Genomic DNA, 24000 nt, shown 5'->3' with positions numbered 1-24000 from the left:
GCGCGCGCTTGCCGAAAAGGTCCGCGAGGAGCTGAAGATCGGCGACCAGCGCAGCACGCCACTGCGCGAAGGGCTGGTGACCGGGACCGCCACGGCGATCGGCGCGTTGATCCCGGTCGCACCTTTCCTGGTCATGAGCGGCACGCCGGCCATGGCGACCTCGTTCACCATCTCGATGCTGTCGCACTTCGCGGTGGGCGGGGCGCGCAGCGTGTTCACCGGACGAGGCGTGATCCGGAGCGGGATGGACATGTTCGTCGTCGGGGTGGGGGTGGCGGTGGTGGGATACGTGGTCGGTGGTCTGGTGGCGAAGGCGTTGTGATGGATGACTGGGGAGTAAAGCGGAGAAAGGGGAGTAAAGCGGAGAAAGGGGAGAAAGGGGAGAAAGGGGAGTAGGGGGAGTAAAGGGAGACAGGGGAGACATGACTGGGCCCGGGGGGCTAACTGGTGAATCTGTTCTGGGGAGTCCTCGCGGCGCTGGTGGTTTGGGGATTCATCACGACCGTCAGGCGAATGGGGGAGACGCGGGAGACGGACAGACCCCAAGACAGACGCGCAGACGCGCAGACGCGCAGTGGGAGGCAAGGAGGCAGTCGTCAGGTAGATGACGACGACGACGGGATCGACCATGAGGAGTTGGAGCGGGCGGAGCGCGAGGTGAAGGATCTCGACGCCTCGACGCGGCCGGAGGACGGATTCGAAGGAGACGACTGGGGACCGGGCGCGGGCCCCAAGCCGCCGTTGATCGGCTAGCCGAGCGTCTCCATCCCCTTACCGGTGACCCGCGCCGCGACCAGTGGCAGCGGAGCGGCCTTCCCCTCCCCGATCCGGATGGCTTCGTCGAGCGCCCTGCGCGCCAGCTCGATGCCGGCCTTGTCCTTCGCGAAGATAGAGGCGAGCGGCTCGGAGACGTGGACCTTCTGGCCGGGCCGCGCGGTGATGACGAACCCGACCGTGGGATCCACCCCGTCGTCCACCTTCTGGCGGCCGCCGCCCATCTGGACGATGGCGCGGCCGATCGGCCGTGGCTGCACCTCCAGGATCGTCCCCGCCGAGCGCGAGTAGTAGACCTCGACCTCGGCAGCCTGGGGCAGTAACGCGGGATCTTCCACGACCGCCGGGTTCCCGCCCTGCGCCTCGATAATCTGCTCGAACCGCTCCGCCGCCTTGCCGCTCGTTATCGCCTTCTCGAGGCGCGCCCCAGCCTTCTGGCGGTCCTTCTCGCCCGCCAGAACGAGCATCTCCACGCCGAGGGCGATAGTGACGTCGTGCAGGTCTTCGGGACCTTCGTCGCGGAGCGACATGATAGCCTCCTCCGCCTCAAGCGCATTGCCGCAGGCGCGGCCCAGCGGCCGGTCCATCGCGGTGAGCATTGCCACGGTGGGGCAGCCCCGGTCCTCGCCCAGGCGGATCATCGCCTCCGCCAGCTCGATCGAGCGCTCCCTCTCCGTGATGAACGCACCGCTCCCCATCGTCACGTCGAGCACCAGGCCGTTCAGCCCCTCGGCGAGCTTCTTCGACATGATGCTCGCGGCGATGAGCGGAATGCATTCGACAGTGGCGGTAACGTCGCGCAGGGCGTAGAGCTTCTTGTCCACCGGCGCCACTTCAGGCGTCGGGCAGATCATCGCGCAGCCGATCCTCTCGATCTGGGCGCGGGTCTCGGCCAGGGTGAGGTTGGTCCGAAAGCCCGGGATGCTTTCGAGCTTGTCGAGGGTGCCGCCGGTATGGCCCAGGCCGCGGCCCGACATCATGGGGACGGCGAGGCCGCACGCGGCGGCCAGGGGCGCGAGCACCAGCGAGACCTTGTCGCCCACCCCGCCGGTCGAGTGCTTGTCGATGACGGGCTTGCCGAGGCTCGAGAAGTCGAGGCGGCTGCCCGAAGCCAGCATGCCGTCGAGCAGGGCGGCAGCCTCGTCCCGGCTCAGGCCGCGGAGGAAACAAGCCATGAGCAGGGCCGACATCTGGTAGTCCGGAACCCGCCCCTCGGCATACGCGCTCAAGAGGTCCCGCCACTCTCCGGCAGTGAGGGATCCGCCGTCACGCTTGCGCTCGATGAGTCCCGGAACGAACATTAGGTCGTCCTCAACACTGTGGAGTGGGCATGATGCGAGCCATTACCCTCGCGGCTTCCCTCGCGCTCTGCGCGGCGCCCCTGCTGGCACAGAGCGCGACCGAACACATCGCACTGGGCGACGCCGCCCGGTGCCGCCGCAACCCTCAGGAAGCGCTGGCCCACTTCCAGGCGGCCCTGGCCGTCGACTCGCTCAACTACGAGGCGAACTGGAAGGCGGCGCGCGAGCTTGCCGACATCGGCAAGATGATGCCGAACGCGCAGCGTGCTCAGCGGGACACCGTCTACGCCGAGTCCAAGCTGCTGGCCGAGCGCGCGGTGCGCGTCAACAGCAACGGGGCCGACGGCCATTACATGACGGCGGTCGCCGTCGGGCGAGTGGCCCTCACGATGGGTGCGCGCGCCCGGGTGCGCTTGTCGCGGGTGATCCGCGACGAGGCGCTCCGCGCCACCGAGCTCGACCCGCGGCACGACGGCGCGATGCACGTGCTCGGCCGCTGGAACGCCGAGATCCAGAGGCTGCCGGGCATGACGAAGTTCTTCGCGCGGACGTTCCTCGGCGCCTCGATCTTCAGCCAGGCGTCGTGGGACAACTCGGTGAACTACTTCACCCAGGCCATCACCATCAACCCGCAGAACATCTACCATCATCTGGATCTGGCGGAGGCGCTGATCGACGCCGACCGCCGGGAGGAGGCGCGGCCGCACCTGGAGCAGGTGGGGCAGTTGGCGCTCGGCTGCGACCCCATGGATCCGCAGTACAAGCAGCAGGCGACCGAGCTGCTACAGCGCATCAGCCGGTAGCTTCGTCTTCCTCGCGCCGCCGGCGCGCCTGCCGCAGACGGTCCTTCAGATCGTCGTAGCGGTCCTCCGCGCCGGCGGCGAGCTTTTTGGCGCGTCGCCTGATCACCCGCCGCGTGTCGGCGCCGCTCTGCGGCGCGAAGAGCAACGCCACCCCCGCACCCACCAGCGCGCCAATGAGGAGGCCCGCGACGAACGTCCGCGCGCCCGAGTGTTGGGTGTCTTCCATGGTCGTATCCTCGTCCTCACCGGCGTCCGCCGGGTCCGGTAGCTCGTCCCTGGCCATCATAGCCTCCTAACGCGGGCTGCCGCGGCGCGCGTCGGCGCGCGGGCGCGGCTCCCGGCCTTCCCTCATCACCCGTTCGACGTCGGCCGCCGTCCGCGGCGCCGCGCCAGACAATAGTTCAAAACCCGTCGCCGTCACCAGCAGGTCGTCCTCGATCCGCACGCCCAGCGACTCGGCGGGGATGTAGATCCCGGGCTCGATCGTGAACACCATCCCCGGCGCCAATGGGAGGTTGTACGGCCCGACGTCGTGGACGTCCATGCCGATCCAGTGGCCCAGGCCGTGGATGAAGTACCCGTCGCAGGTCTGCGGCGCGCAGAGCGCGCCGGAGTGATCGCGCATGTAAGTCCGCGCGATCTGGCCCAGCCGCCCCATGGTGATGCCGGGCCGGACCGAGTCCATCGCCGCCTGTTGCGTCGCCAGCACGAGATCGTAGATCGCGCGTTGCCGCGCCGTGAAAGTGCCGTTGATGGGGAAGGTGCGCGTCACGTCGGCGGTGTACTGGCCCCACTCCGCCGCCGCGTCCACGACCACCAGGTCGCCCGCCTGCGTCTGGCGACGGTTCACATCGTAGTGGAGCGTGGTGCCGTTGATGCCGCTCCCCACGATGCTCGGGTAGCCGAGCCGGTCGGCGCCGCGGCTCCGGAAACCGGCCTCGATGATCGCCTCGAGCTGGTACTCGAACATCCCCGGCCGGGCCTGCCTCATGAGGTCGGCGTGGGCCTCGGCGCTGATCTGGGCAGACCTGCGCAGCGCCGCGATCTCGATCGGCTCTTTCACCAGCCGCATGGAATCGACCACCGGGCGCAGGTTCCGCAGCTGGACCCGCGCCGAGTCGCCACGGAGGCGCTGAACGAGGGGTTCGTAGCGCGTGGTATTGTCCAGCGGCGCGTACACCGGCACGCCGCGGGACATCGCGGCGGTCAGGACGCTGTCGATCGCCCTCACGCTCAGCGCGGAAGGAAACCCCGTGAGCGACACGGCTTCCGCGCCGGGAGCCAGCCTTATCCCGGTCCATCGCTCGCGCCGCGGGTTGCGTTCCGGGAGCAGCAGGACCGCTTCGTCCGCCCCGGCCGCGCGGGCATTCATCACGATCCACGCGTCCTGCGCCTCGAGCATCGAGAAATAGAAAAAGGTGTTGTGCTGCCGCAGATCGTTGTCCTGCGGATAGTCCTGCTCGATGTCGCGCTCGCGCGCTGCGGGGATCACGACCACCGCGTCGCCCAGGCGGTCCATCAACCTCTGGCGCCGGCCCGTGGTGGCCGCGATGTCGATCGGCCGACCCATTCCGGGAAGCGCAGCGATGTAGGGCGGCGGCGCTTGCTGGGCGGAGAGGGTCCCTGCAGCGACGACCAGTGACGCCGCCAGGGCCAGGGCTCTTCCTGTGCGTCTGCGCGTCGGTGCGCCCGTGTGTCTGCGCGGCTGTGCGCCCGTGCGTCTGAGCGTCGGTGCGCCCGTGTGTCTGCGCGGCTGTGCGCCCGTGCGTCTGAGCGTCGGTGCGCCCGTGTGTCTGCGCGGCTGTGCGCCCGTGCGTCTGAGCGTCGGTGCGCCCGTGCGTCGGTGCGTCGGTGCGCCTGTGCGCCTTGTTCTCATGGGACGCTGAACGTACTCGGAGGGCTGGGGGGCGGCAACCCGCTTGACGCGGGCCTCGCCGGAGCCGAAGCTTCGAGGCATGACGACACCGCAGACCGAGGCCGCCGCGGCCCTCTCGGCGCGCATCGAGGAGCTGGAGCGCGAGCGCGAGCACCTGCTCGCGATCGTGGACATTCTCCAGGAGATCTCCGGCACGCTGCACTTCGTGGACATCCTCCAGGCCATCGCCCGGAAGATCGGCGAGTCGTTCGGGCTCGATCGCGCCAGCATCATCCTCTCCGACAAGGGAGGGCGAACCGCGCGGCTGGTGGCTTCCTACGAGGACCCGACCATCCGCAACGTCGTCATCGACCTCACGCGCTACCCGGAGATCAAGCAGTCGATGGTAACCGGCGCGACGGTGTTCGTCGCCGATGCGCCCGGCGACCCGCTCCTCTCGCACGTGAAGGGCGCGCTCGACCGGCGGAGGGTGCGCTCGATCACAGTGGTGCCGATCAAGTACCGCGGCGCGGCCATCGGCTGCCTGTTCCTCCGGACGTTCAAGGACGGCAGCACCTTCAGCGACGCCGACATCCGCTTCTGCCAGGTCGTGGCGGAGCTGACCGGCAAGGCGCTCCGGAACGCGCACCGCTACGAGCAGCTGGTCCGCCGCTCGAAGGAAACGGGCGAGGAGATGCGCCGTGCGGACATGCAGCGGCTCGCGCTGGTCTCCTACCTCCAGCGGCTGCTGACCGCTTTCACGTCGCACGACCAGGCCTCGATCGAGCAGCTCCTTCCCCAGAGCTCGGCCGCGGAGCTGGAGCGTCTGGTCGGCGTGACGATGGCCGTCGTCGCCGAAGAGGCGAAGGGGTAGATGCCCGATGCCGCGCGGCGCGCCGCCCTGCTGCGCCGCACGCTGAACCGCGCCATCCACGCGTACTACGTGCTGGACGCGCCGGAGATGTCCGACGCGGAGTACGACAGCCTCTTCCGCGAGCTTCAGGACCTCGAAGCCACGCACCCGGACCTCCGCACCCCCGATTCCCCCACGTTGCGCGTCGGCGCCGAGCCCGCCAAGCGCTTCGAGAAGCACCAGCACATGGTGCCGATGCTTTCCCTCGCCAACGCCTTCGATGACGCGGAGCTTCAAGGGTGGGAGGATCGCAACGCGCGCATCGCACCCGACGTGCGCGCGGCGGGCTACACCGTCGAGGTGAAGATAGACGGCGCCGCGGTGTGCCTCACCTACCGAGACGGCGTGCTGGCGCGGGGAGCGACCCGCGGCGACGGCGTGGTGGGCGAGGTGGTGACGGCGAACCTGCGCACCATCCCCGACATCCCGCTGCGGCTCCAGGGCAAGGGCTTTCCGGCGTTGATGGAGGTCCGCGGCGAGGTCTATCTGCCTATTGACGCGTTCGAGGCGCTGAACCGAAAACGCGCGGAGGCCGGCGAGCCGCTCTACGCCAACCCGCGCAACACCGCGGCCGGTGCGCTCCGGCAGCTCGACTCGCGGCTCACGCGCGAGCGCGGGTTGCGCTTCTTCGCGTTCACGCTCGAGGCGCCGGGCGCGAAACTCCCATTCAAGACCCAGCGCGAGCTGCTGGACGGCCTGGCGGAGTGGGGCTTCCGCGTGGAGCCGCACCGGGAACGCGTGAAGGACCTCGCCGGCGGGTGCGCCGCGGTCGCGGAGCTAGAGCCGAAGCTCGGCGAGCTGCCCTTCGGCGCGGACGGCGTGGTGGTCAAGGTGGATCGGCTCGCGCTGCACGACGAGTTGGGCACCATCGGTGACCGGGAGCCGCGGTGGGCCATCGCCCGCAAGTTCGCACCGGAGGTCGCGGTCACGAAGCTGCTCGACATCAAGATCAACGTCGGCCGCACCGGCGCGCTCAACCCCTACGCCGAACTGGAGCCGGTAGAGATCGGAGGCGTCACCGTCTCAACGGCGACGCTGCACAACGCGGACCTCATCGCGGCCAAGGACATCTTGGTCGGCGACTGGGTCGAGGTGACTCGCGCCGGCGAGGTGATACCGCAGGTGCTGGGGCCGGTGCGCGAGCGGCGCAGCGGCAGCGAGCGGGCGTTCACGATGCCCGACCGTTGTCCCGCTTGCGACTCAAAGGTCGAGCGGCCGCAGGACGAGATCATGACGTACTGCCCCAACGTCTCGTGCCCGGGCCGCGTCTTGGAGAGCATCGTCCACTTCGCCTCGCGGGGCGCGATGGACATCCGCGGCCTGGGTTACGAGCGGGTGCAGAAGCTGCTCGACGCCAAGCTGATCGCGGACGTAGCGGATCTCTACCGGCTGCCAGCCGATCAGCTGGTCGAGCTCGACGGCTTCGCCGCGAAGTCGGCCGAGCAGCTGGTGGAGGCGATCGCGGCCTCGAAGAAGCAGCCGCTCTCCCGGCTGCTGTTCGCGCTCGGAATCAGGCATGTGGGTGATGGCGCGGCGGAGCTGCTGGCGCGGCGGTTCGGGACGATGGACGCCCTCATGAAGGCCTCGGCCGAAGCGATCGGCGAGGTGCGCGGCATCGGGCCGACGATCGCGGAGGCGGTCGCGGCGTTCTTCGCCGAGCCACGGAACCGGGAACTGATGGACCGGCTGCGTGAGGCGGGACTCAAGATGAGCGAGCCGCAGCGCACGGCCGCCCCCGGGCCCTTCGAGGGCCAGACGTTCGTGCTGACGGGCACGTTTCCCACGCTCTCAAGGACCGAGGCGACGAAGAAGATCGAGGCGGCGGGCGGCACGGTGACGGGGAGCGTCTCGAAGAAGACGACGGCCATCGTGGCGGGTGAGGAGCCGGGGAGCAAGCTCGACAAGGCCAAGGCCCTCGGCATCGCGGTCTGGGACGAGGCGATGCTGTTGGACAAGCTCTCCGAATCGGCCTAGATTCAGCCCCGATGACCGACATCTCCCTGGTGGCTTCGTCGCTGGTCGCGCTCTCGCCGCGCGCGCTCTACGCGCTGCGCGACCGGGTGGGCGCACCGGCCCTTCAGGAAGCCGGCTACGCCGCCGGTGAAGGCGCGTACAAGGCCTTCGCGGCCTGGCTGCCGAGCGTGGCCGGTGTAGAGGATCCGAAGGAGCTGGCGGCGCCGCGCCTGGCCGAGGTGCTGTCGCGGTTCTTCTCGTCGCTGGGCTGGGGCACCGTCGAGGTCAACACCCAGGGCGAGGCGACCTTCGCGATAGACTCCATGAACTGGCCCGAGGCGCAGCCGGACGCGGGGCTCCAGTACCCGTCCTGCTACTTCACGTCCGGGTTGCTCGCGGACTTCATGACCCGCATCGCGGACGCGGGGCTCGCCGTGATGGAGGTGGAGTGCCGGTCGCGCAACGACCATCGCTGCCGCTGGCTGGTGGGCTCGCCGGAGACGCTGACGTCGCTCTACCAGCACATGGCGCAGGGCGCGGACTACCGCACGGTGCTCGGGACGGCCTAGAACCGTCGCTTTAGCGACAGTCTTTTCGCCGAGCCGCGGCTTCAGCCGCGAGTCCTTCAGCGGCGAGCGACGTTCACAGCATCAATGACTATCGGGGGCACCAGTCGGGTGCCCCCGTTCCATTTCGCGTCCTTCCCGATCGCGCGGATCCGCTTCAGCAGCTCATAACCGTTCCCGGCGACCGCGGCGTCCTTCACGCGGCCGGTGATCTCGCCGCCGTCCACCCGGAACGCCAGCGCGACCGGATGCGAGAACGCGCCGCCCACGACGTTCCCCTGCCCTACCCCGATCAACTCGTCCACGATGAGGCCGTGGCCGACCTCCTTCAGCAGCGCCGCCTCGTCGAGCGCGCCGACGTCCATCACCAGGTTCGAGTAGCTGATGCCGGGCTTCCCGAACGTCCCGCGGCGGCCGTGGCCCGTGGACGCCGTCTTGGCGCGCGCCGCGGTCTCGAGGTCGTAGACGAACGCGCGCACCGTGCCGCGTTCGACCAGCGAAAGCCGGCGCGAGGGGACTCCCTCGTCGTCCGCTGGACGGCTCCCCACCCGGCCCGGCACGAGCGGGTCGTCGAACAGCGTCAGCGCCGAGTCGAAAAGCACTTCGCCGAGCTTCCCGCCCAGCGGTGAGACTCCCTGGAGCACCGACTTGCCGGAAAGCGCCTGGCGCAGCGGCATGAACACCGCGGCGCTCCCGTTCGGCGTGAAGAGCACCGGAAGCTTGCCCTCCGGCGGCTCCACGATGCGCTCGGCGCGCTCCATGCGCGTCAGGATGCTGGTCACGATGCGCGCCAGCTCGGCGTCATCGGGAATGCCGTTCGAGGAAGCGTCGTCGTACACCATGAGCACGTCGTCGCCGGACACGCGCACGACTTCCGCCGAGACGCTCACCGCCGTGGCGCGATAGGTGAACGACTGACCCGTGGTGTTGGCGAAGGTCGTGGTCTCGACGGAGCGGTCCATTGACGCGTTCACCTGCCAGCCCGGCCTGGACAGGCGCTCCACTACGCTCCGGCCGATCGCCGCGAGCGACGCGACGTCCATGCCGGCCGCGCGGTCGTCGAAGCAGGACAGGCCGGGGACCGGCTGGGCCCGAGGCAGCTCGAACGTGAGCGCGTCGCCCTGCTCCGCCGAGGCGAAGGCGCGCGACACGACGTCCTCGATGCCGGCGAGGTCGGTGGTTCCCGCGACGCCGTAGCGGCCGTCGGTGAATACGCGGAGGTTGAGGCCGGCTTCCTGATGGAGTGCGTTCTCCTTGAGGCGGCCGGATTCGAACTTCAGCGTGAGCTGCGACTCGTCGCGGAGGATAGCGTCCGCCGCGGTAGCGCGCCTCGAGGCCAGCTCCAGCGTTTTCTCGATCATGACCGTAAACTACTGCATGCCGTCCGCCGCGGTCGAGCTTCGCCGCTCCATCGGCCCAGTGCGCGCCACCGCCATGGTGGTGGGGACGATCCTGGGCGCGTCCATATTCGTGCAGCCGTCGGTGATCGGCGCGCAAGTGCCGAGCGTGGGCGGGGTCTTCGCGGCGTGGGCCGCCGCGGGCGCGCTCACCCTGGCGGGCGCGCTCATCTGCGCGGAGTTGGCGTCCGCGTTCCCCCGGAGCGGCGGCGTCTACGTCTTCCTCAAGGAGTCGTACGGGCCCGCGCTCGGCTTTCTATGGGGCTGGGCGATGCTCTGGAGCATGCACTCCGGGATAGTCGCCGCGATCGCCGTCGTCTTCAGCCGCTATGTCGGGCACTTCGTGCCGATGGGACCGGCCCTGAACCGCGCCGTAGCCATCGGCGCGATCCTCACCCTCTCCGCCATCAATCTCCTCGGCGTTAGGCAGGGTAGTTCGCTGCAGACCGGCCTAACGATCGCCAAGGTGGTCGCCGTCATCGGCATCGTGGCGATCGGAGTAGCGCTGGGCGGCCGCGTGCCGGAGCACTTCGTGGCGCCGCCTAACGCGGGCGCCACGGCCGGCGGGTTCATACTCGCGGTCGGCGCCGGCCTCTTCGCCTTCGGCGGATGGCACATGGTGACGTACGCCAGCGACGAGACGCTGGCGCCCGAGCGCACGATGCCGCGCGCCCTCGTCTTGGGTACGCTGCTGGTGACCGCGTGCTACATCGCCCTCAACGCCGTCTACCTCTACGTGCTGCCGCTCGACGTGATGACCGCCTCGTCCAGGGTGGCCGCCGACGCGGCAGACGTGCTGCTCGGCTCAGGCGGCGCGGACGTCATGGCCGGTGTCGTCATCCTCTCCACGCTGGGCGCGCTCTCCGGGATCGTCCTAGCGGGCCCGCGGGTCTATTACGCGATGGCGCAGGACGGGCTGGTCTTCCGCTGGTTCGGCGACGTCCACCCGACCTTCCGAACGCCGCACCGCGCCATCCTTCTCCAGGCGGTCTGGTCGTCGGTGCTGGTGGCGACGGGGACGTACGCGCAGCTCTTCTCGCGAGTGATCTACACCGAGTGGATATTCTTCGCGTTGATGGCGGCCGGCCTCCTGATACTCAGGCGGCGGAAGGACTACGTGCCACGCTACACTGCGTGGGGCTTCTCCGTGGTACCGGTCATCTTCATCGTCGCGGCGGTGGCGGTCGCCGTTAGGCAGATCGTCTCGGCGCCGCTCGACAGCCTCATCGGCCTCGCGGTCGTGGCGGCGGGGCTGCCGGTCTACTTCGTCTGGGCGCGCCGACCGCGCGCCGGAGGGTGAACGCGCGTGCGCGTGATCGACTTCCACAACCACTTCTACCCGCCCGCGTACCTCGACGAGCTGCGGGCCGGACGCAGCAGCGTCCGCCTGACCACCGACGAGGAAAGCAACCCCGTCCTCCACTACCCCGGCGACTACAACGTCGCCGTTCCGGGACACCGCGACATCTCGTACCGCGACGGCGTGCTCGCGCACGAGGGCGTGGATACGCAGGTACTGACGTTCACTACGCCCGGCACGCACGTGGAGACACCGGCCCGGGCGGTGGAGTTGGCGCGCCTCGTGAACGACGCCTTCGCCGCGATCGCCCGGGAGCGCGGGTCGCGGTTCACGGCCCTCGCCACGCTGCCGCTGAACGATCCCGCCGCTTCGGCGCGAGAGCTCAGGCGGGCGATGACCGAGGGGGGCCTTCGCGGCGCGATGCTTTTCAGCAACGTGAACGGCGTGGCGCTCGCCGACCCACGCTACGAACCGCTCTACCGGGCCGCGAACGAGCTGGACGCGGTCCTCCACATCCACCCCACCGCTCCGGTAGGCGTGGAAGCGATGACGGACTACTGGCTGATGCCGCTGGTCGGGTTCCCGTTCGACACGACGCTCGCCGCGGCCAAGCTGGTCTTCAGTGGCGTGGTCGAGAAGTACCCGCGGATCTCCTGGGTGCTCTCGCACCTCGGCGGCGCGATACCCTACATCGCGGAGCGGCTGGACCGCGGGTATCACGCGTTCCGCGATTGCCGCGCGCACATCGGCCGTCCGCCTAGCGAGTACCTCAAGCGGTTCTACTACGACACGGTGAATTTCGACCCGGGGGCGCTCCGGCTGGCGATCGAGTTTGCGGGCGCGGAGCACATCCTCGCGGGCAGCGACTATCCGCATCAGATCGGCAGCATCCCGTCGATGCTGGAGAGCATCCGGGGGCTTCCGCTCTCGGAGGGAGAGAAGGCGGCGATCCTGGGAGGGAACGCAGCGCGGCTGCTCGCGCTTCGCGACGAGAACTGAAGTCCGCGCTCGGCGCCTTCCCCCCTCACTGCTTCACCCGCTAACTTCCCACATTCATGCTCGAACTCCTGCTGAACGCCGAGGTCTACACCCCGGAGCCATTGGGCCGCCGACACGTCCTCGTGGCCGCGGGCAAGGTGGTGTGGATCGGCACGGACATCCCGAAGCTCCCGGCATCGCTTGGCGTCGCCGAGTGCGACTTGGCGGGCAAGCGGCTGATCCCGGGCCTCATCGACTGTCACGTGCACGTCACGGGCGGCGGCGGCGAGGCAGGCCCGCACACCCGCGTCCCACCCGTGCCCCTCAGCAGCTTCACCGCCGGAGGCACCACGACCGTCGTCGGCGTCCTTGGCACCGACGACGTCACCCGTGACACCGCCTCGCTCCTCGCCGCGACGCGCGCCCTTGGTGCCGAAGGCATCACCGCGTACTGTCACACGGGCGGCTACCACATCCCACCCGTTACGCTCACCGGCTCCGTCCGCGGCGACATCGTGAACGTGGACCGCATCATCGGCGTCGGCGAGATCGCGCTGAGCGACCACCGCTCGAGCCAGCCCCGGCCGGACGAGGTGCAGAAGCTCGCCGCCGAGGCCCATGTCGCGGGGATGATGTCCGGGAAGGCCGGCATCGCCCACTTCCACATCGGCGACGGGCCGCGCGGGCTCGACCTGCTGCGGCGCGCCCTCGACCGGAGCGAGATCCCGGCCCGTGTCTTCAATCCGACTCACGTGAACCGGCGCCGGGCCCTCTTCGACGAAGCGCTCGCACTCGCGGGACGCGGCTGCACCATCGACATCACGGCCTTCCCCGTCCGCGAGGGGGAAGACGCGTGGAGTGCCGAGGAAGCGCTGCTCCGCTACCTCGACGCCGGCCTTCCCGCCCAGCTCGTCACCGTCAGCTCCGACGGCGGCGGCTGCCTCGCGAACTTCGATAGTGAGGGCCGCCTCACGAAATCCGAGATCGGCGAGCCGGGGATCCTGGCGCGCACGCTGAAGTCGCTGCTCCGCACCGGCAACGCGCTGGAGCGCGTGCTGCCGCCCTTCACCTCGAACGTGGCGCGCCTGCTCCGCCTCACGGACAAGGGGCGCATCGCCGTCGGCGCCGACGCCGACCTCGTGGTTCTCGACACGAAAGGAGACGTGACGGACGTGATGGCCCTGGGACGGTGGCACGTGAAGGACGGAAAGCAGGCGGTCCGCGGCACATTCGAGGGGGCGGGCTCGTGACCGATTCGCTCCACGACAGCACCAGCCGCGGCTACATTGTCCCGATCGGCGGCGCCGAGGACAAGAGCGGAGACATGGGTATCCTGCGCCGATTCGCGAACGGCGCGCCCGGGTCTGCGTGCTCCCCACTGCCTCGCAGCTCGACGACACCGGCCACCGCTACGCGAAGCTCTTCCGCGACCTGGATGTGCGCGAAGCCTGGCACATCGATTTCGAGACCCGCGTTTCATCGGCGGTGACGCTGGACGCGCTGGACCAGGCCGGCCTTAAGCCCGAGCTCACGTTCATCGAGCCGAATCCCAAACGGTTGCACGCACTGCTCACCCCGCAGGAACTGGCGGCGGCCAAGACCCACATCAAGATGGTGCAGGAAGTCCCGCTCACGGTGTTCGACCGGCTGGAGGCGTCTGACATTCTGTTCGTGGATACGTCGCACGTTGCCAAGGTCGGCAGCGACGTGACGTTCATCTTCCTGCGCGTCCTGCCCCGGCTCAAGCCCGGGGTCCTGGTTCACTTCCACGACATTTTCTATCCGTACGCGTATCCGGCGAGCTGGATCCGGTGGGGCGGGCGTACAACGAGACGATCGTGCTGCAGACGCGCGCGTCGAGCGCGGCGGTGGGCTCATCCAGAATCACGACCTGGGCGTCCCGCATGTAGGCCCGCGCCAGCGCCACCTTCTGCCACTCGACGCCCGACAGCCCGACCCCCTCCGGGGCTCATTGAGCCTTCGGCGACAGTTGCCGTTCAATGCACTCGATGATCTTCTCGGGATCGACCGGCTTGGCGAGAAAGGGATGCCCGCCGATGTCTTTTCCCTCATGCCCCACTTCCTTCCTTGACACGAGGGCGGTCAGGAAGACGATGGGCACACTCTTCAGCAGCGCATCCGCCTTGAGTTCTGACGCTATGGTCGCGCCGTCAGTGTCGGGCATGATGAGGTCGAGCATGATCAGATCGGGCTCGAAGTTTCGCGCCGTGGCGACGGCCTGGCGTCCGTGGTTTTCCGTCCGCACCTCGTAAGCCCCGGTCGCCTCCAGATACAGCTTGAGCGTCCGGGTCACGATCGCCTCGTCGTCAACCAGCAGAATTCGCTTCTTTGCCATCGTTGCCCTCCTGGGCGTTGCATTTGAATACCAGCGTGGCCCGGACCCCGCCTTCCGGCCGATTGTCCAGGTGCAGCGTGCCCCCGTGCAGCTCCACGATTTGCCGAGCGACCGACAGCCCCAGCCCTGTTCCCTTCCCCGTCGGCTTGGTCGTGAAGAACGGGTCGAAGACCTTGCCGAGCTGGGCAGGGGGAATCCCGCTCCCCGTGTCATCCACCTCGACGAACACCGCCGAATCCCGACTCTGAAACTCGGCGCCGACCGGAGTTCCCGCCACTCCGCTCATCAGCATCAGTGGCCGGAAAGATGTACGGACGGTGATCCGGCCGCCCGGCGGGGTCGCATGGGCCGCGTTGGTGATCAGGTTGATCAGGACCTGCTGGATCTTGAACCCATCCAGCGCGATCTCGGGGAGGTCGTGCGCGAGTTCGCGCGACAGCACCACCTGTGCCCGTTCCGCTTCGTGCTTCAATAGCGGCAGCGCCCGCTCGACCACGGCGTTCAGGCTCTGCGGCGTGAGGGCAAGGGCGTGAGGCGCCGAAAAATCTAGCAAACCCCTGATGACGGCGTCCGCGCGCAGCACGGCATCCCGCATGTCGTCCAGTAACTGCGTCACCTCCGGGTCGTTCCCCGGCCGGAAGGTGGACAGGTACTTCACGCCCGTGAGCAACGTCATCAACGGGTTCTTAACTTCGTGCGCTACGCCGGCGGCGAGGCGCCCAACCGATTCCAGCTTTTCCACTTCGATCAGCTGCAATTGCGCGGCCTGAAGATCGACGTGCGACTGGCGCAGCCGCCCGTACGCCTCCTGCAGCCTTTCCTGTGACGCCCGGCGATCGGTGATATCCTCGCACGTGGTCACCACGCCGATCGGCTCCCCATCCCGGCCGAGCACCACGTCCGAGCGCAGGTGCACCGGAAAACCGCTGCCATCCCGGCGCACATTGCTGCTCTCGCGCCTCCAGCTCGAGAGACGGCGCAGTTGTTCGGGGGTCAGCGGCTTCCGCGAGCCGCCCGAGGCAAAGATGCCTACGTCCTGCCCGATGACCTCGGCGACAGCATACCCGTGCTGCCGCGCGTCGGCCGGGTTGGCGTAGAGGATCCGCCCGGCTGTATCGGTGATCGTCACGCCCACCTGCATCGTCTCAAGCGCCTTGGCCAGACGACGGAACTCTTCTTCGCGGCGCTGCAGCTCGACGACGTCGCGGAGCATCTCGGTGAGCCAGCCGATTCCCAGCGTAATGCCAACGTAGGCCGCGATCACGAGGAGCAGGAGCGGAGAGTCTGCCGGCGGGCGATCGGTCAGCGTGGCGCCCAGCTGCGTGATCACCAGCACGGCCATCCCCGCTCCGAATGCCAGGCTGACACCCCGCCATCCGCGGTAATACGCCAACAGGAACGCGGGCACCAATGCCAGCAGCCAGAGCATGGCCCCGTACTCTCCCACGGACTCCGGGAAGAACAGGCCCCCGACGACCGGCACCACGAGCGCGGCGACCGACAGCGCCAGTGCCCGCCCCGGGACGGGAGCGGGGCGGGTCTCCGCGATCCTTGGCTCGGTCGGAGCTGGAATTTCGGGCGGGGCGGTCATGGCAGGTAGTATGTGGCCCGGAAACGGCTGCTTCGCAAGGCTGCCCGACAGTGTCCCGCGTGGCCATCCGGAGGCAGGTAACGATGCGCCCAGCTACTCCGGCGCGTCGCTGGACCGTCACCGGTACCCCGCCGCCTGGAGGTTGAACAGCTCCGAATACAGCCTGCCCTTCACGAGCAACTACTCGTGCGTGCCCCGCTCCACCAACTCGCCATTCCGCAGCACCAGGATCCGGTCGGCCATGCGCACGGTCGAAAACCGGTGCGAAATGATCACCGCGATCCGGTCCCGCGTCAGCTCGGTGAACCGGAGAAACACTTCATACTCGGCGCGCGCGTCGAGCGCGGCGTGCGCCTTGCCCGCGAGTCGGAGGACTAGGACGCAGCCGCGTCCGCCGTTTGATGGGTACCGCTCCCGCTCCCCGCCCCCACGAAGCCCCCGACCCTCCGCGACTCCCGCCGCCTTCCCGGCCCCAATCTCCTGTGGGACCGTCCCGGCGCCGTGATCGACGTTTCCCTGCGCGAGGCCGATGGGGATCGCGTGGTGGCGGCGTGGGAAACCCAGGTGCGCCGCATGATGGACGCCTTGGGCTGGACCCGCGAGTCCGCGATCGTTAGGCGGTTCCTCGGCGGCGCGAGCCTGGCCATCAGCGCTCCGATCGACCGTCTGTACGCGGCGACCGAGGTCAACGAATGGGCCTGGGCGGCGGCGGCGGAGATTGCGGCCGGCGGGCCGGAGCCTCCGGCCCGCGAAGGCGCGGCGCGGCTGCACGGCATGATCGTGAACGAGAGCGACCCGGCACTGGTCGCGCTGCGCGACGCGGCCCTCGCGCGCGGCGTGACCTTCCTCTACGACCACAAGGGCGTGTCGGTGGGCGGCGGCTCTGGCTCGATGACCTGGCCGCCCGCCGGCCTGCCTGAACCCGACGACGCGGACTGGGGCCGCGTGCGCGACGTGCCCACCGTCCTCATCACCGGCACCAACGGCAAGACCACCACCGCCCGGCTCCTCGCCTCATGCGTTTGCGCGGCGGGCCTCGTGCCGGGGCTCACGAGCACCGACGGTCTGGTCGTAGGCGAGGCGGCAGCCGGACGCGGCCATCGTGACGAACGTCGCCGAGGGCCACTTCGGCGAGTGGGGGATCTTCGATGTCCGCGCGCTGGCGGAAACGAAGTTCACGGTGGGCCGGATCGTGAAAGCGGGCGGACGGTTCGTCCTCAACGCGGACGACGCGGTGCTGGTCGAGGAGTTGGGGGCGGAGAAGTCGAACCGAAGGATCGCCGCGCCGGTGGTCTGGATCTCGCTCGACGAGCACAACCCGGTCGTACGGGAGCACGTGGCAGCGGGCGGCGACGCGGTCATCGCCGAGAGCGGTGAGCTGGTGCTCGTCCGCGGCAGGAATCGTGAGGCGATCGAGCGGGTGGAGAACGTCCCGCTCGCCATGGGCGGCGCGGCGAAGCACAACGTCGCCAACGCCCTCGGCCAGGCCGGCGATCGCGACGACACCTCGATCATCGAGTTCGCGCGCAGCGCCTGGCGGATGCACCCCGACCGGATCGTGCTCAAGGAAATCGAGATCTACCTGCCCGGCCGCGCCCGGGGCGAGGTGGCCGCGATGCTGAAGACCGCGCTGCTCCGCCTCGGCGCGCCCGCCGAGTCGCTCGCGCATGCGGACTCGGAGATGGAGGCGGTGAAGGCCGCGCTGGAGTGGGCGAGGCCGGGCGACCTGCTGCTGCTGCCCATCTACGCCGAGCGCTCCGAGGTCCTGGCGCTGATGGAGCGCCTCGCGTCGGCCGGCTGGGCGCCCGGGAAGCCGCTGGCCTAGCGGCCACAGCCGGTCGCGTCGCCCCGGTGTTATCCTACAGCCCAGTGATGCGCGCCTTGCTGCTTCTCTGCCTTCCGGCGGCCCTCGCCGCCCAGACGCCGCCCGATCTCGCGCGCGAGCGATCCGAGTTCGCGGCCTGGCTGGCGCGGGCGCCGAACTCGCCCTACGCGGCGGTCTCGCTCTCGCCGGCACGCTACGGCCCCATCCGCAACGCCACCCCTCCACGCTTCTATGCATTCTCGGCAACGGCCGAAGTGACGGGACCGATAGCGCGGCCAGCGCGCCCGCGCACCCAACGGATGCTCACGCTCGACGGCGTAGAGGTAGAGGCCACCGACGCAGGCACGTTCGACGTGCGTTGGGGCGGACGGGTGACGAGCTTGCGCGTCTACCGCGTCCCCGTGCCGGGCACCGAGGAATCGGAGTTGACCATCTACTTCCGCGACAGCACCAACGCGCACGGCACCTACCCCGCCGGACGCTTCGTCACGCTCATCCCGCTCCCCGACAGCCGCTACCGCGTGGACTTCAACCGCGCGCGCAACCCGTTCTGTGCCTACAGCAGCGTGTATCCCTGCCCGATCCCCTGGCCGGGGAACGAGATCCCGGCCAAGGTCGAGGCCGGCGAGCGGTACCAAGCGCACGACGACCGCCCCGTGCGAGCTCGCCCGTGACGCCGCTGACGTGGATGGGTGCCCTGATCGCGTCGCTCGCCCTGCCGGCGCGGCTCGCGCCTTCCGTGCCTTCCGTGCCCTCCGTGCCCTCCATGCCTTCCGTGCCCTCCGTGCCCGCCGTGCCCGCCGCACCAGGCTCCCCGCCGTCGCCGGCCGGATCGTGGCGGGCGGTGCTCGACCTGGCGGGAGGCCCGCTGCGGTTCGGCATCGTGATCGAGGCGGAGCGGCGCGGCGGCCTGCGTGCGCGCTTGTGTAACGGCTCCCGCTGCGACCCATTCTCGGCGGTTAGGCAGCGCGGCGACTCGCTCGTTTTTGAGATGGCGGACTACGCGGCGACGATCACGGCCCGCATCGCCGGAGATTCACTCACCGGCGACTATCATAATGTCGGAAGCCGCGGCCCGCGCACCATCCCATTCCGCGCCGCGCGCGGCACCTGGCCGGCGGAGGCTCCTGCCGTCCGGCTGCTCGGCCGGTGGGACGCGTGGTTCGAAACCGACGGCCGGCGGGCGCCGCGCCGGTTCGAGTTCCGCGCCGCCGCAACGGGCCTCGAAGGCACGATCGTCGGCTCGGGGGGAGACTTCGGACTTTTCTGGGGCCGCGCCGAGGCCGACAGCTTCGACCTGGCGCACTTCGACGGTTCGTTCGTCTACCTGCTCACGGGGCGATTGGACGGCGACACCCTGCGCGGGGTCTTCCACGCCGGCCTGCGCACCCAGACTCCGTTCGTCGCCGTTCGCAGCACCGGCGCGCCGCACCTGCGCCCGCCCGCCGAGGTCGTGCGGGGCGATACCGCGGGGCCGTTCCGCTTCAGCTTTCCCGATCTCGACGGCCGCATCGTCACCGACGCGGACCCGCGGTTCCGCGGCAAGGTCGTGCTGGTGAACATCATGGGCACCTGGTGTCCGACCTGCCACGACGCCGAGCCGGCGCTGATCGGGCTGTGGAACCGCTATCACGAGCGCGGCCTGGAGATGGTTGGGCTGGCCTACGAGGTCACGGGCGACACGGCAGTTGACGGCGCGTTGGTGCGCCGCTTCCGCGACAAGTTCGGCGTGCCGTTCCCGCTTCTCCTGGCGGGCATCAGCGATGCGGCCGCGGCGGGCCAGCCGCAGCTCTCCGGCCCGATCGCCTTCCCCACGCTCATCTTTCTCGGCCGCGACGGTCGCGTGCGCCGTGTGCACGCGGGCTTCTATGGCCCCGCCCTCGGCGGGCAGTACGAACGGCTCGTAGCGGAGCTCGAAACCATCGTGGAGCGGCTGCTTGCGGAGCCCGCCGGGGACTAGACGGCGTTCCGCGCCTCCGGAAGCTCCGGCGCGGGTTCACACTCATCGAACGGAGTGACGGTGGCAACACGCGACGCCGGGGCGGTCATCCGCTGCGGGTGGTGCGAGAAGTCGGACCTCTATCGCGCCTACCACGACACCGAGTGGGGCGTGCCGCTGCACGACGACCGCCGGCACTTCGAGTTCATCCTGCTCGACGGCGCGCAGGCCGGGCTCTCGTGGGAGACGATCCTCAAGAAGCGCGAGGCCTACCGCGACGCGTTCGACGGCTTCGATCCGGAGCGAGTCGCCCGCTACCCGGCGGCGCGCATCGCCAAGTTGCTCCGCACCCCCGGCATCGTCCGCAACCGCTTGAAGGTCGCGGGCGCGGTCAAGAACGCGCGAGTGTTTCTCGCCGTTCAGGAGCGGTTCGGCGGCTTCGACGGCTATATCTGGGGCTTCGTGGGCGGGCAGCCGAAGCAGAACCGGTGGCGCAAGCTGGGGCAGGTCCCGGCCTCGACCACGCAGTCGGAAGCGATGAGCACGGACCTCAGGAAACGCGGCTTCACGTTCGTGGGTCCCACGATCTGCTACGCCTACATGCAGGCGGCGGGGATGGTGAACGATCATCTCACGTCGTGCTTTCGTCATGTCCAAGTGGCAACCCATGCCGTAGCCCGTCTTCGTCACAACTCCCGTACCGCCGGCCCGGCGAGCGAGTAGCTTCTCCTCCACCACCTCGCTGGAGGATTCGTGCGCACCGTCAAGATGGGGATCGCAGCAGCGCTTGTCGCCACGGTAGCGACGGCCCGCTCAGTCACCGCACAGGAACCACGTGACACGCTGGCCGCTCTGCACGGATCGACCCAGACGTTCGGACTCGAGCGCCTGACCGTCGACGGCGCAGGCGCGACGTTGCTGACTTTTCGCGTGACCGACGTCCAGAACCGTCGGGCAGGGAGCGACCTCACGTTCGCCATCCTGGCACGATCGCCGGCGGGCTTCATCACCGAAGTCGGGCCGGTCTTCAGCCTCACCAACCACCATATGGCGGTCCTGCTGCGTTTCGGGATCGGCGCGCTCATCGGCGATGGAGGCTTCGTGCCGGAGGGATATTTCGGGATCGGCTTCGTCGCCCGCCTCAGCGATACCATCGGCCTGCGCCTGGACGCCGGGCAGCGATTGTTCAATAGTGACCGCGATTGGGTGAATACAGGTGCGGTCGGCTTCGGGGCGATTTTTCTGCCGCGGTAGGCCCCGCGGGCGCGTCCCCCCTACCTCGGCCTTGACCCGGGAGGACAGGTTAGTGACGGAGGACTATTAGACGATGCAGATCTTCGGCACGCACGAGCCCAAGACCCTAGACCAGCTGCGAGACGTGGCGTCGCGCGCCGAGCGGGCGGCGCTGATGGCGGACGGCCACGTGGGCTACGTCATGCCCATCGGCGGCGTGGCGGCGTACCGCGACCGGGTGTCGGTCGTGGGAGTAGGCTTCGACATCGCGTGCGGCAACGCCGCCCTCCGGACCGACCTCACGCACGCCACGATCGCGGACCGTCTCAACCCGCTGGCCGACGAGATCCAGAGCGTCATTTCGTTCGGGATCGGCCGGACGAACCGCGCGAACGACGCGCCCACCGATCACCCGCTCTTCGCGGACGCGGCCTGGGAGGCGGTCCCCGGCAAGCACGAGCGCGACGCGCTCCGGAAGAAGGCGCGCGAGCAGCTCGGAACCGTGGGGTCGGGCAACCACTACGTGGACGTGTTCGCGGACGAATCCGACCGCGTTTGGGTCGGGGTGCATTTCGGCAGCCGCGGGCTGGGCCACACCGTGGCGTCCGGCTTCATGGCGCTGGCGCAGAACCGCCAGTGGGGCGCGCGCGTTCCCGAGCGCGAGACCCTGCTCGAGGTCCACGCGCCGCTGGGTGACGCGTACTGGCAGCTGATGAATCTCGCCGGTCGCTACGCCTACGCCGGCCGCGAGTGGGTAGCGCGGAAGGTCGTGTCCATCCTCGGCGGTCGCGAAGTGGAACTGGTGCACAACCACCACAACTTCGCCTGGATCGAGGACCACGGCGGCGAGCAGTACTACGTCGTCCGCAAGGGCGCCACGCCGGCGTTCCCCGGCCAGAAGGGGTTCGTCGGCGGCTCGATGGGCGACAACGCCGTGATCGTGCAGGGCGCCGTGGCCGCCGACCCGGAGATCCGCCGGCTCCAGGAAGCCGCGCTCTTTTCCACGGTGCACGGCGCGGGACGGGTGATGAGCCGGACCGAGGCGGCGGGGAAGACCAACCGGCGCACCGGCGAGGTGATCCGGCCGGGCCGCGTCTCGCACGAGATGATGTCGTCGTGGGTGCGGCAGAAGGGGGTGGTGCTGCGCGGCGGGGGACTCGACGAGAGCCCGCACGTCTACCGCCGGCTGCCTGACGTCCTCGCTGCCCAGCGTGGCACCGTCGAGGTCCTGCACACGCTGAGGCCGCTGATCGTCGTGATGGCGGGCGGCCGGGAGTTCGATCCGTACAAGGACTGAACCCTACCCCTTCGCGCCTATCCGCAGCGGCTGCCAGCCGGAATCGGGGTCGTTCCCGAAGGCGTCTAGGCGGCCGCGGATCTGCCACTGGTGCTCGGCATGCGGCCCCCGGTAGCTGGGCTCGAGCCCGGGCGGCACCTGCACCGTGCCCTCGACCTGCTTGGTCTCGTTGGGCGCGAGCACCAGCGGCGGCGCGATCTGGAAGGACTGTTCGAAGGTGGTCTTCTCGACGTGGATGTCGCCCATCGAGAGGACCGAGTCCTTGGTCTGCATGGCAACGGCGCTTCGCGGGACGCGGATGCGCTCTTCGGCGCGGAGATCCACGAACACGCCCCCCGACTTCACCTCCGCACCGGCGGAGGCCGCGGTGACCTTCACGCGGATCGTCTCGCCGGGCAACGCGCCTCGCGGCTCGTACTCCAGCGTCACCTGCGCCGCGCCACCCGTCACCGCCGCGGCGGCCGCCTTCAACTTGTCCAGGATACCCATGGCCAGGCCCTCCCTCGGCGCCCGGGACGGGCGCCGCTTCGACCATACAGGCTGATCGCAAGGAACGCAAAGCTGATCCGGGACCCGGCGGCGGGGCTGGTGACCGACCACTTCGCAGGTTGCTTCCCGCGCGCCGGGTTCGCGGATCCGGACTATCCCGCCGGCCCGTCCAGGCTCCTCCACAAGTACCAGCTCGCGATCGTGGAGTACGGCGACCACACCTTGCCCAGCTTCAGCACCCGCTTGGGTGATGGCATGGACCGCATGCCGTAGGTGAGCTGCACGCCTTTGCGGATGCCGAGGTCGAGCACGGGCAGCACGTCCGGTCGGCCGAGGCGGAACATCAGGAACATCTGCGCCGACCAGACCCCGATGCCCTTCACCTTGGTGAGGACCTCGATCACCTCGAGGTCCGGTAGTGCGTCGATGCCATCCAACGGGACCTCGCCGTCGGCCACCTTGCGGCCCAGGTCCTTGATGTAGGACGCCTTCTGTCGCGACAACCCGGCCGAACGCAGGCGCTCCTCGCTTTCCGCCGCGACCGCTTCGGGGCGGGGCGGGCTCGAATCGAACAGCTCGATGAAGCGGCGGTGAATGGTCGCGGCAGCCTTCCACGAAAGCTGCTGGTACACGATGGCGCGGACCAGGTGGTAGAAGTGCGTGTGGTCGGTGATGCGCCCGAAGCGGCACGGGCCCACCCGCGCGATGACCTTGGCGAGCTTGGGGTCCACCCGCTTCAGGTGGTTGACGGCCTTTCGGTACATGGGGCCGGAACTTCGCACGGGAGAAGACCCGCTCGCAAGATAACGCACCAGTACTGCGTGAAAATGGTACCGGTTCCGAGGCCCCTCGGTGTTAGTGTGGCGCGTGCTTCTCTCTTGCGCCACACGCCGCCGAGGACGAATACTATGGCTATGCCCGCCACAGCCGGCCGCTGGACGGCCGAGATGGTTCGCGCGCTCCCCGATGACGGCAAGCGGTACGAGGTCATCGCGGGGGAATTGCTGGTGACGCCGGCCCCCATGCCGCGGCACCAGCTAGTGCAGATGCGGCTCATCGGTGCGCTGCTGCCGTACCTCGAGAGAACGAGGGAAGACCTCCAACTCCTCGCCTCTCCCGCGGATATCTCCTGGGACGAGGACACGCTCGTTCAGCCCGACCTGTTCGTGGTACCGAAGGCTGAAGTGACGAACGACTGGCTGACGTTCCGGACCCTGCTGCTCGCCGTCGAGATCCTGTCGCCCTCATCGGCACGGGCCGACCGCGTGCTCAAGCGGCGCCTCTATCAGGCGCAGCACGTGGGCGAGTACTGGATCGTGGATGTGGAGGCCGCGGTGGTCGAGGTGTGGCGGCCGGGGGACGAGCGGCCGGAGGTAGTGACGGACGTCCTGCGGTGGCGCGTGAGCGAGCCGGCTGCTGAGCTCTCTATC

Annotated in this window: 24 protein-coding genes and 2 pseudogenes; 16 read left to right on the top strand and 10 right to left on the bottom strand. The window is 69.2% G+C overall.

Translation table 11 applies throughout. The features are described from left to right. Positions 1–322 (top strand): VIT1/CCC1 transporter family protein (locus Q8Q85_08320; protein ID MDP3774256.1); only part of this gene is annotated, 322 nt, incomplete at its 5' end. Positions 323–749: 427 nt separating this feature from the next. Here the strand turns inward: Q8Q85_08320 and Q8Q85_08315 are convergent. Beyond that, the gene (locus Q8Q85_08315; GenBank protein MDP3774255.1) at positions 750–2075 is read right to left on the bottom strand and encodes a thymidine phosphorylase; all 1326 of its coding nucleotides are present in this window, start codon (positions 2073–2075) and stop codon (positions 750–752) included. A gap of 29 nt (positions 2076–2104) precedes the next feature. Between Q8Q85_08315 and Q8Q85_08310 the strand changes: the two genes are divergently transcribed. Continuing rightward, a complete protein-coding gene (locus Q8Q85_08310) occupies positions 2105–2878 on the top strand; it encodes a hypothetical protein (GenBank protein MDP3774254.1) in 774 nt (257 codons plus the stop codon). On the opposite strand, the gene Q8Q85_08305 is transcribed toward Q8Q85_08310, so the two are convergent. After that, entirely contained in the window at positions 2868–3161 is a 294-nt protein-coding gene (locus Q8Q85_08305) for a YtxH domain-containing protein (protein MDP3774253.1), read from the bottom strand. The genes Q8Q85_08310 and Q8Q85_08305 overlap by 11 nt on opposite strands. A gap of 9 nt (positions 3162–3170) precedes the next feature. Beyond that, positions 3171–4448: an aminopeptidase P family protein gene (locus tag Q8Q85_08300; GenBank protein MDP3774252.1), complete on the bottom strand. Its 1278-nt coding sequence runs from the start codon at positions 4446–4448 to the stop codon at positions 3171–3173. Positions 4449–4833: 385 nt separating this feature from the next. Here Q8Q85_08300 and Q8Q85_08295 point away from each other — a divergent pair, with 385 nt between their 5' ends. From Q8Q85_08295 to Q8Q85_08285, 3 genes are read left to right on the top strand one after another with little or no spacing between them, the layout of a single operon-like run. Then, positions 4834–5607, top strand: a complete 774-nt coding sequence (locus Q8Q85_08295; GenBank protein ID MDP3774251.1) for a GAF domain-containing protein — start codon at positions 4834–4836, stop codon at positions 5605–5607. After that, positions 5608–7620, top strand: a complete 2013-nt coding sequence (gene ligA, locus Q8Q85_08290; GenBank protein MDP3774250.1) for an NAD-dependent DNA ligase LigA — start codon at positions 5608–5610, stop codon at positions 7618–7620. It begins immediately after the preceding gene. A gap of 11 nt (positions 7621–7631) precedes the next feature. Beyond that, positions 7632–8168 (top strand): hypothetical protein, encoded by a 537-nt coding sequence (locus Q8Q85_08285; GenBank protein ID MDP3774249.1) that lies wholly within the window; start codon positions 7632–7634, stop codon positions 8166–8168. 56 nt (positions 8169–8224) lie between these two features. Here the strand turns inward: Q8Q85_08285 and Q8Q85_08280 are convergent, their stop codons facing one another. After that, complete coding sequence (locus Q8Q85_08280) at positions 8225–9526, bottom strand: TldD/PmbA family protein (protein ID MDP3774248.1); 1302 nt, start codon at positions 9524–9526, stop codon at positions 8225–8227. Here Q8Q85_08280 and Q8Q85_08275 point away from each other — a divergent pair. From Q8Q85_08275 to Q8Q85_08260, 4 genes and pseudogenes are all read left to right on the top strand, one after another. Then, positions 9525–10862, top strand: coding sequence for an amino acid permease (locus Q8Q85_08275; GenBank protein ID MDP3774247.1), 1338 nt, complete (start codon positions 9525–9527; stop codon positions 10860–10862). The genes Q8Q85_08280 and Q8Q85_08275 overlap by 2 nt on opposite strands. Before the next feature lie 6 nt (positions 10863–10868). After that, the gene (locus Q8Q85_08270; GenBank protein MDP3774246.1) at positions 10869–11861 is read left to right on the top strand and encodes an amidohydrolase family protein; all 993 of its coding nucleotides are present in this window, start codon (positions 10869–10871) and stop codon (positions 11859–11861) included. Positions 11862–11917: 56 nt separating this feature from the next. Continuing rightward, on the top strand, positions 11918–13090 hold the full coding sequence (iadA, locus tag Q8Q85_08265) for a beta-aspartyl-peptidase (GenBank protein MDP3774245.1): 1173 nt from the start codon (positions 11918–11920) through the stop codon (positions 13088–13090). 235 nt (positions 13091–13325) lie between these two features. Next, positions 13326–13604, top strand: a pseudogene (locus Q8Q85_08260) (hypothetical protein). Here the strand turns inward: Q8Q85_08260 and Q8Q85_08255 are convergent. The 4 genes from Q8Q85_08255 to Q8Q85_08240 form a co-directional block, all read right to left on the bottom strand. Next, positions 13582–13767 carry a hypothetical protein gene (locus tag Q8Q85_08255; protein ID MDP3774244.1) on the bottom strand — a complete coding sequence of 62 codons (186 nt, stop codon included), beginning with the start codon at positions 13765–13767 and terminating at the stop codon, positions 13582–13584. The pseudogene Q8Q85_08260 and the gene Q8Q85_08255 sit on opposite strands and share 23 nt — an antisense overlap. A gap of 42 nt (positions 13768–13809) precedes the next feature. Next, positions 13810–14196 carry a response regulator gene (locus tag Q8Q85_08250; GenBank protein MDP3774243.1) on the bottom strand — a complete coding sequence of 129 codons (387 nt, stop codon included), beginning with the start codon at positions 14194–14196 and terminating at the stop codon, positions 13810–13812. Continuing rightward, positions 14168–15625, bottom strand: a complete 1458-nt coding sequence (locus tag Q8Q85_08245) for an ATP-binding protein (GenBank protein MDP3774242.1) — start codon at positions 15623–15625, stop codon at positions 14168–14170. The genes Q8Q85_08250 and Q8Q85_08245 overlap by 29 nt, the downstream gene beginning before the upstream one ends. Before the next feature lie 342 nt (positions 15626–15967). Beyond that, positions 15968–16645: a hypothetical protein gene (locus Q8Q85_08240; protein ID MDP3774241.1), complete on the bottom strand. Its 678-nt coding sequence runs from the start codon at positions 16643–16645 to the stop codon at positions 15968–15970. 238 nt (positions 16646–16883) lie between these two features. On the opposite strand from Q8Q85_08240, the pseudogene Q8Q85_08235 reads away from it, so the two are divergent. The 6 genes and pseudogenes from Q8Q85_08235 to Q8Q85_08210 all read left to right on the top strand — a co-directional run bounded on the left by Q8Q85_08235 (position 16884) and on the right by Q8Q85_08210 (position 22081). Further along, positions 16884–17612 (top strand): annotated as a pseudogene (locus tag Q8Q85_08235) (hypothetical protein). Positions 17613–17668: 56 nt separating this feature from the next. Beyond that, positions 17669–18286, top strand: a complete 618-nt coding sequence (locus Q8Q85_08230; GenBank protein MDP3774240.1) for a DUF1684 domain-containing protein — start codon at positions 17669–17671, stop codon at positions 18284–18286. Continuing rightward, positions 18283–19572, top strand: coding sequence for a TlpA disulfide reductase family protein (locus Q8Q85_08225; GenBank protein ID MDP3774239.1), 1290 nt, complete (start codon positions 18283–18285; stop codon positions 19570–19572). The genes Q8Q85_08230 and Q8Q85_08225 overlap by 4 nt, the downstream gene beginning before the upstream one ends. Before the next feature lie 60 nt (positions 19573–19632). Beyond that, a complete protein-coding gene (locus tag Q8Q85_08220) occupies positions 19633–20274 on the top strand; it encodes a DNA-3-methyladenine glycosylase I (protein MDP3774238.1) in 642 nt (213 codons plus the stop codon). A gap of 30 nt (positions 20275–20304) precedes the next feature. Beyond that, positions 20305–20805, top strand: a complete 501-nt coding sequence (locus Q8Q85_08215; protein MDP3774237.1) for a hypothetical protein — start codon at positions 20305–20307, stop codon at positions 20803–20805. Positions 20806–20878: 73 nt separating this feature from the next. Then, positions 20879–22081: an RtcB family protein gene (locus Q8Q85_08210; GenBank protein ID MDP3774236.1), complete on the top strand. Its 1203-nt coding sequence runs from the start codon at positions 20879–20881 to the stop codon at positions 22079–22081. Between the two features lie 3 nt (positions 22082–22084). Here Q8Q85_08210 and Q8Q85_08205 read toward each other — a convergent pair whose 3' ends face one another. Both Q8Q85_08205 and Q8Q85_08200 read right to left on the bottom strand, forming a co-directional pair. Then, positions 22085–22570, bottom strand: coding sequence for a hypothetical protein (locus tag Q8Q85_08205; protein MDP3774235.1), 486 nt, complete (start codon positions 22568–22570; stop codon positions 22085–22087). A gap of 152 nt (positions 22571–22722) precedes the next feature. Then, a complete protein-coding gene (locus tag Q8Q85_08200) occupies positions 22723–23334 on the bottom strand; it encodes a DNA-3-methyladenine glycosylase (GenBank protein ID MDP3774234.1) in 612 nt (203 codons plus the stop codon). A gap of 150 nt (positions 23335–23484) precedes the next feature. Between Q8Q85_08200 and Q8Q85_08195 the strand changes: the two genes are divergently transcribed. Beyond that, the coding region (locus Q8Q85_08195) for a Uma2 family endonuclease (protein MDP3774233.1) at positions 23485–24000 on the top strand (516 nt) is incomplete at its 3' end.

The sequence above is a fragment of the Gemmatimonadales bacterium genome, assembly GCA_030697825.1.
Taxonomy (GTDB): Bacteria; Gemmatimonadota; Gemmatimonadetes; order Gemmatimonadales; family JACORV01; genus JACORV01.
This window is presented reverse-complemented; position numbering and strand designations above follow the sequence as displayed.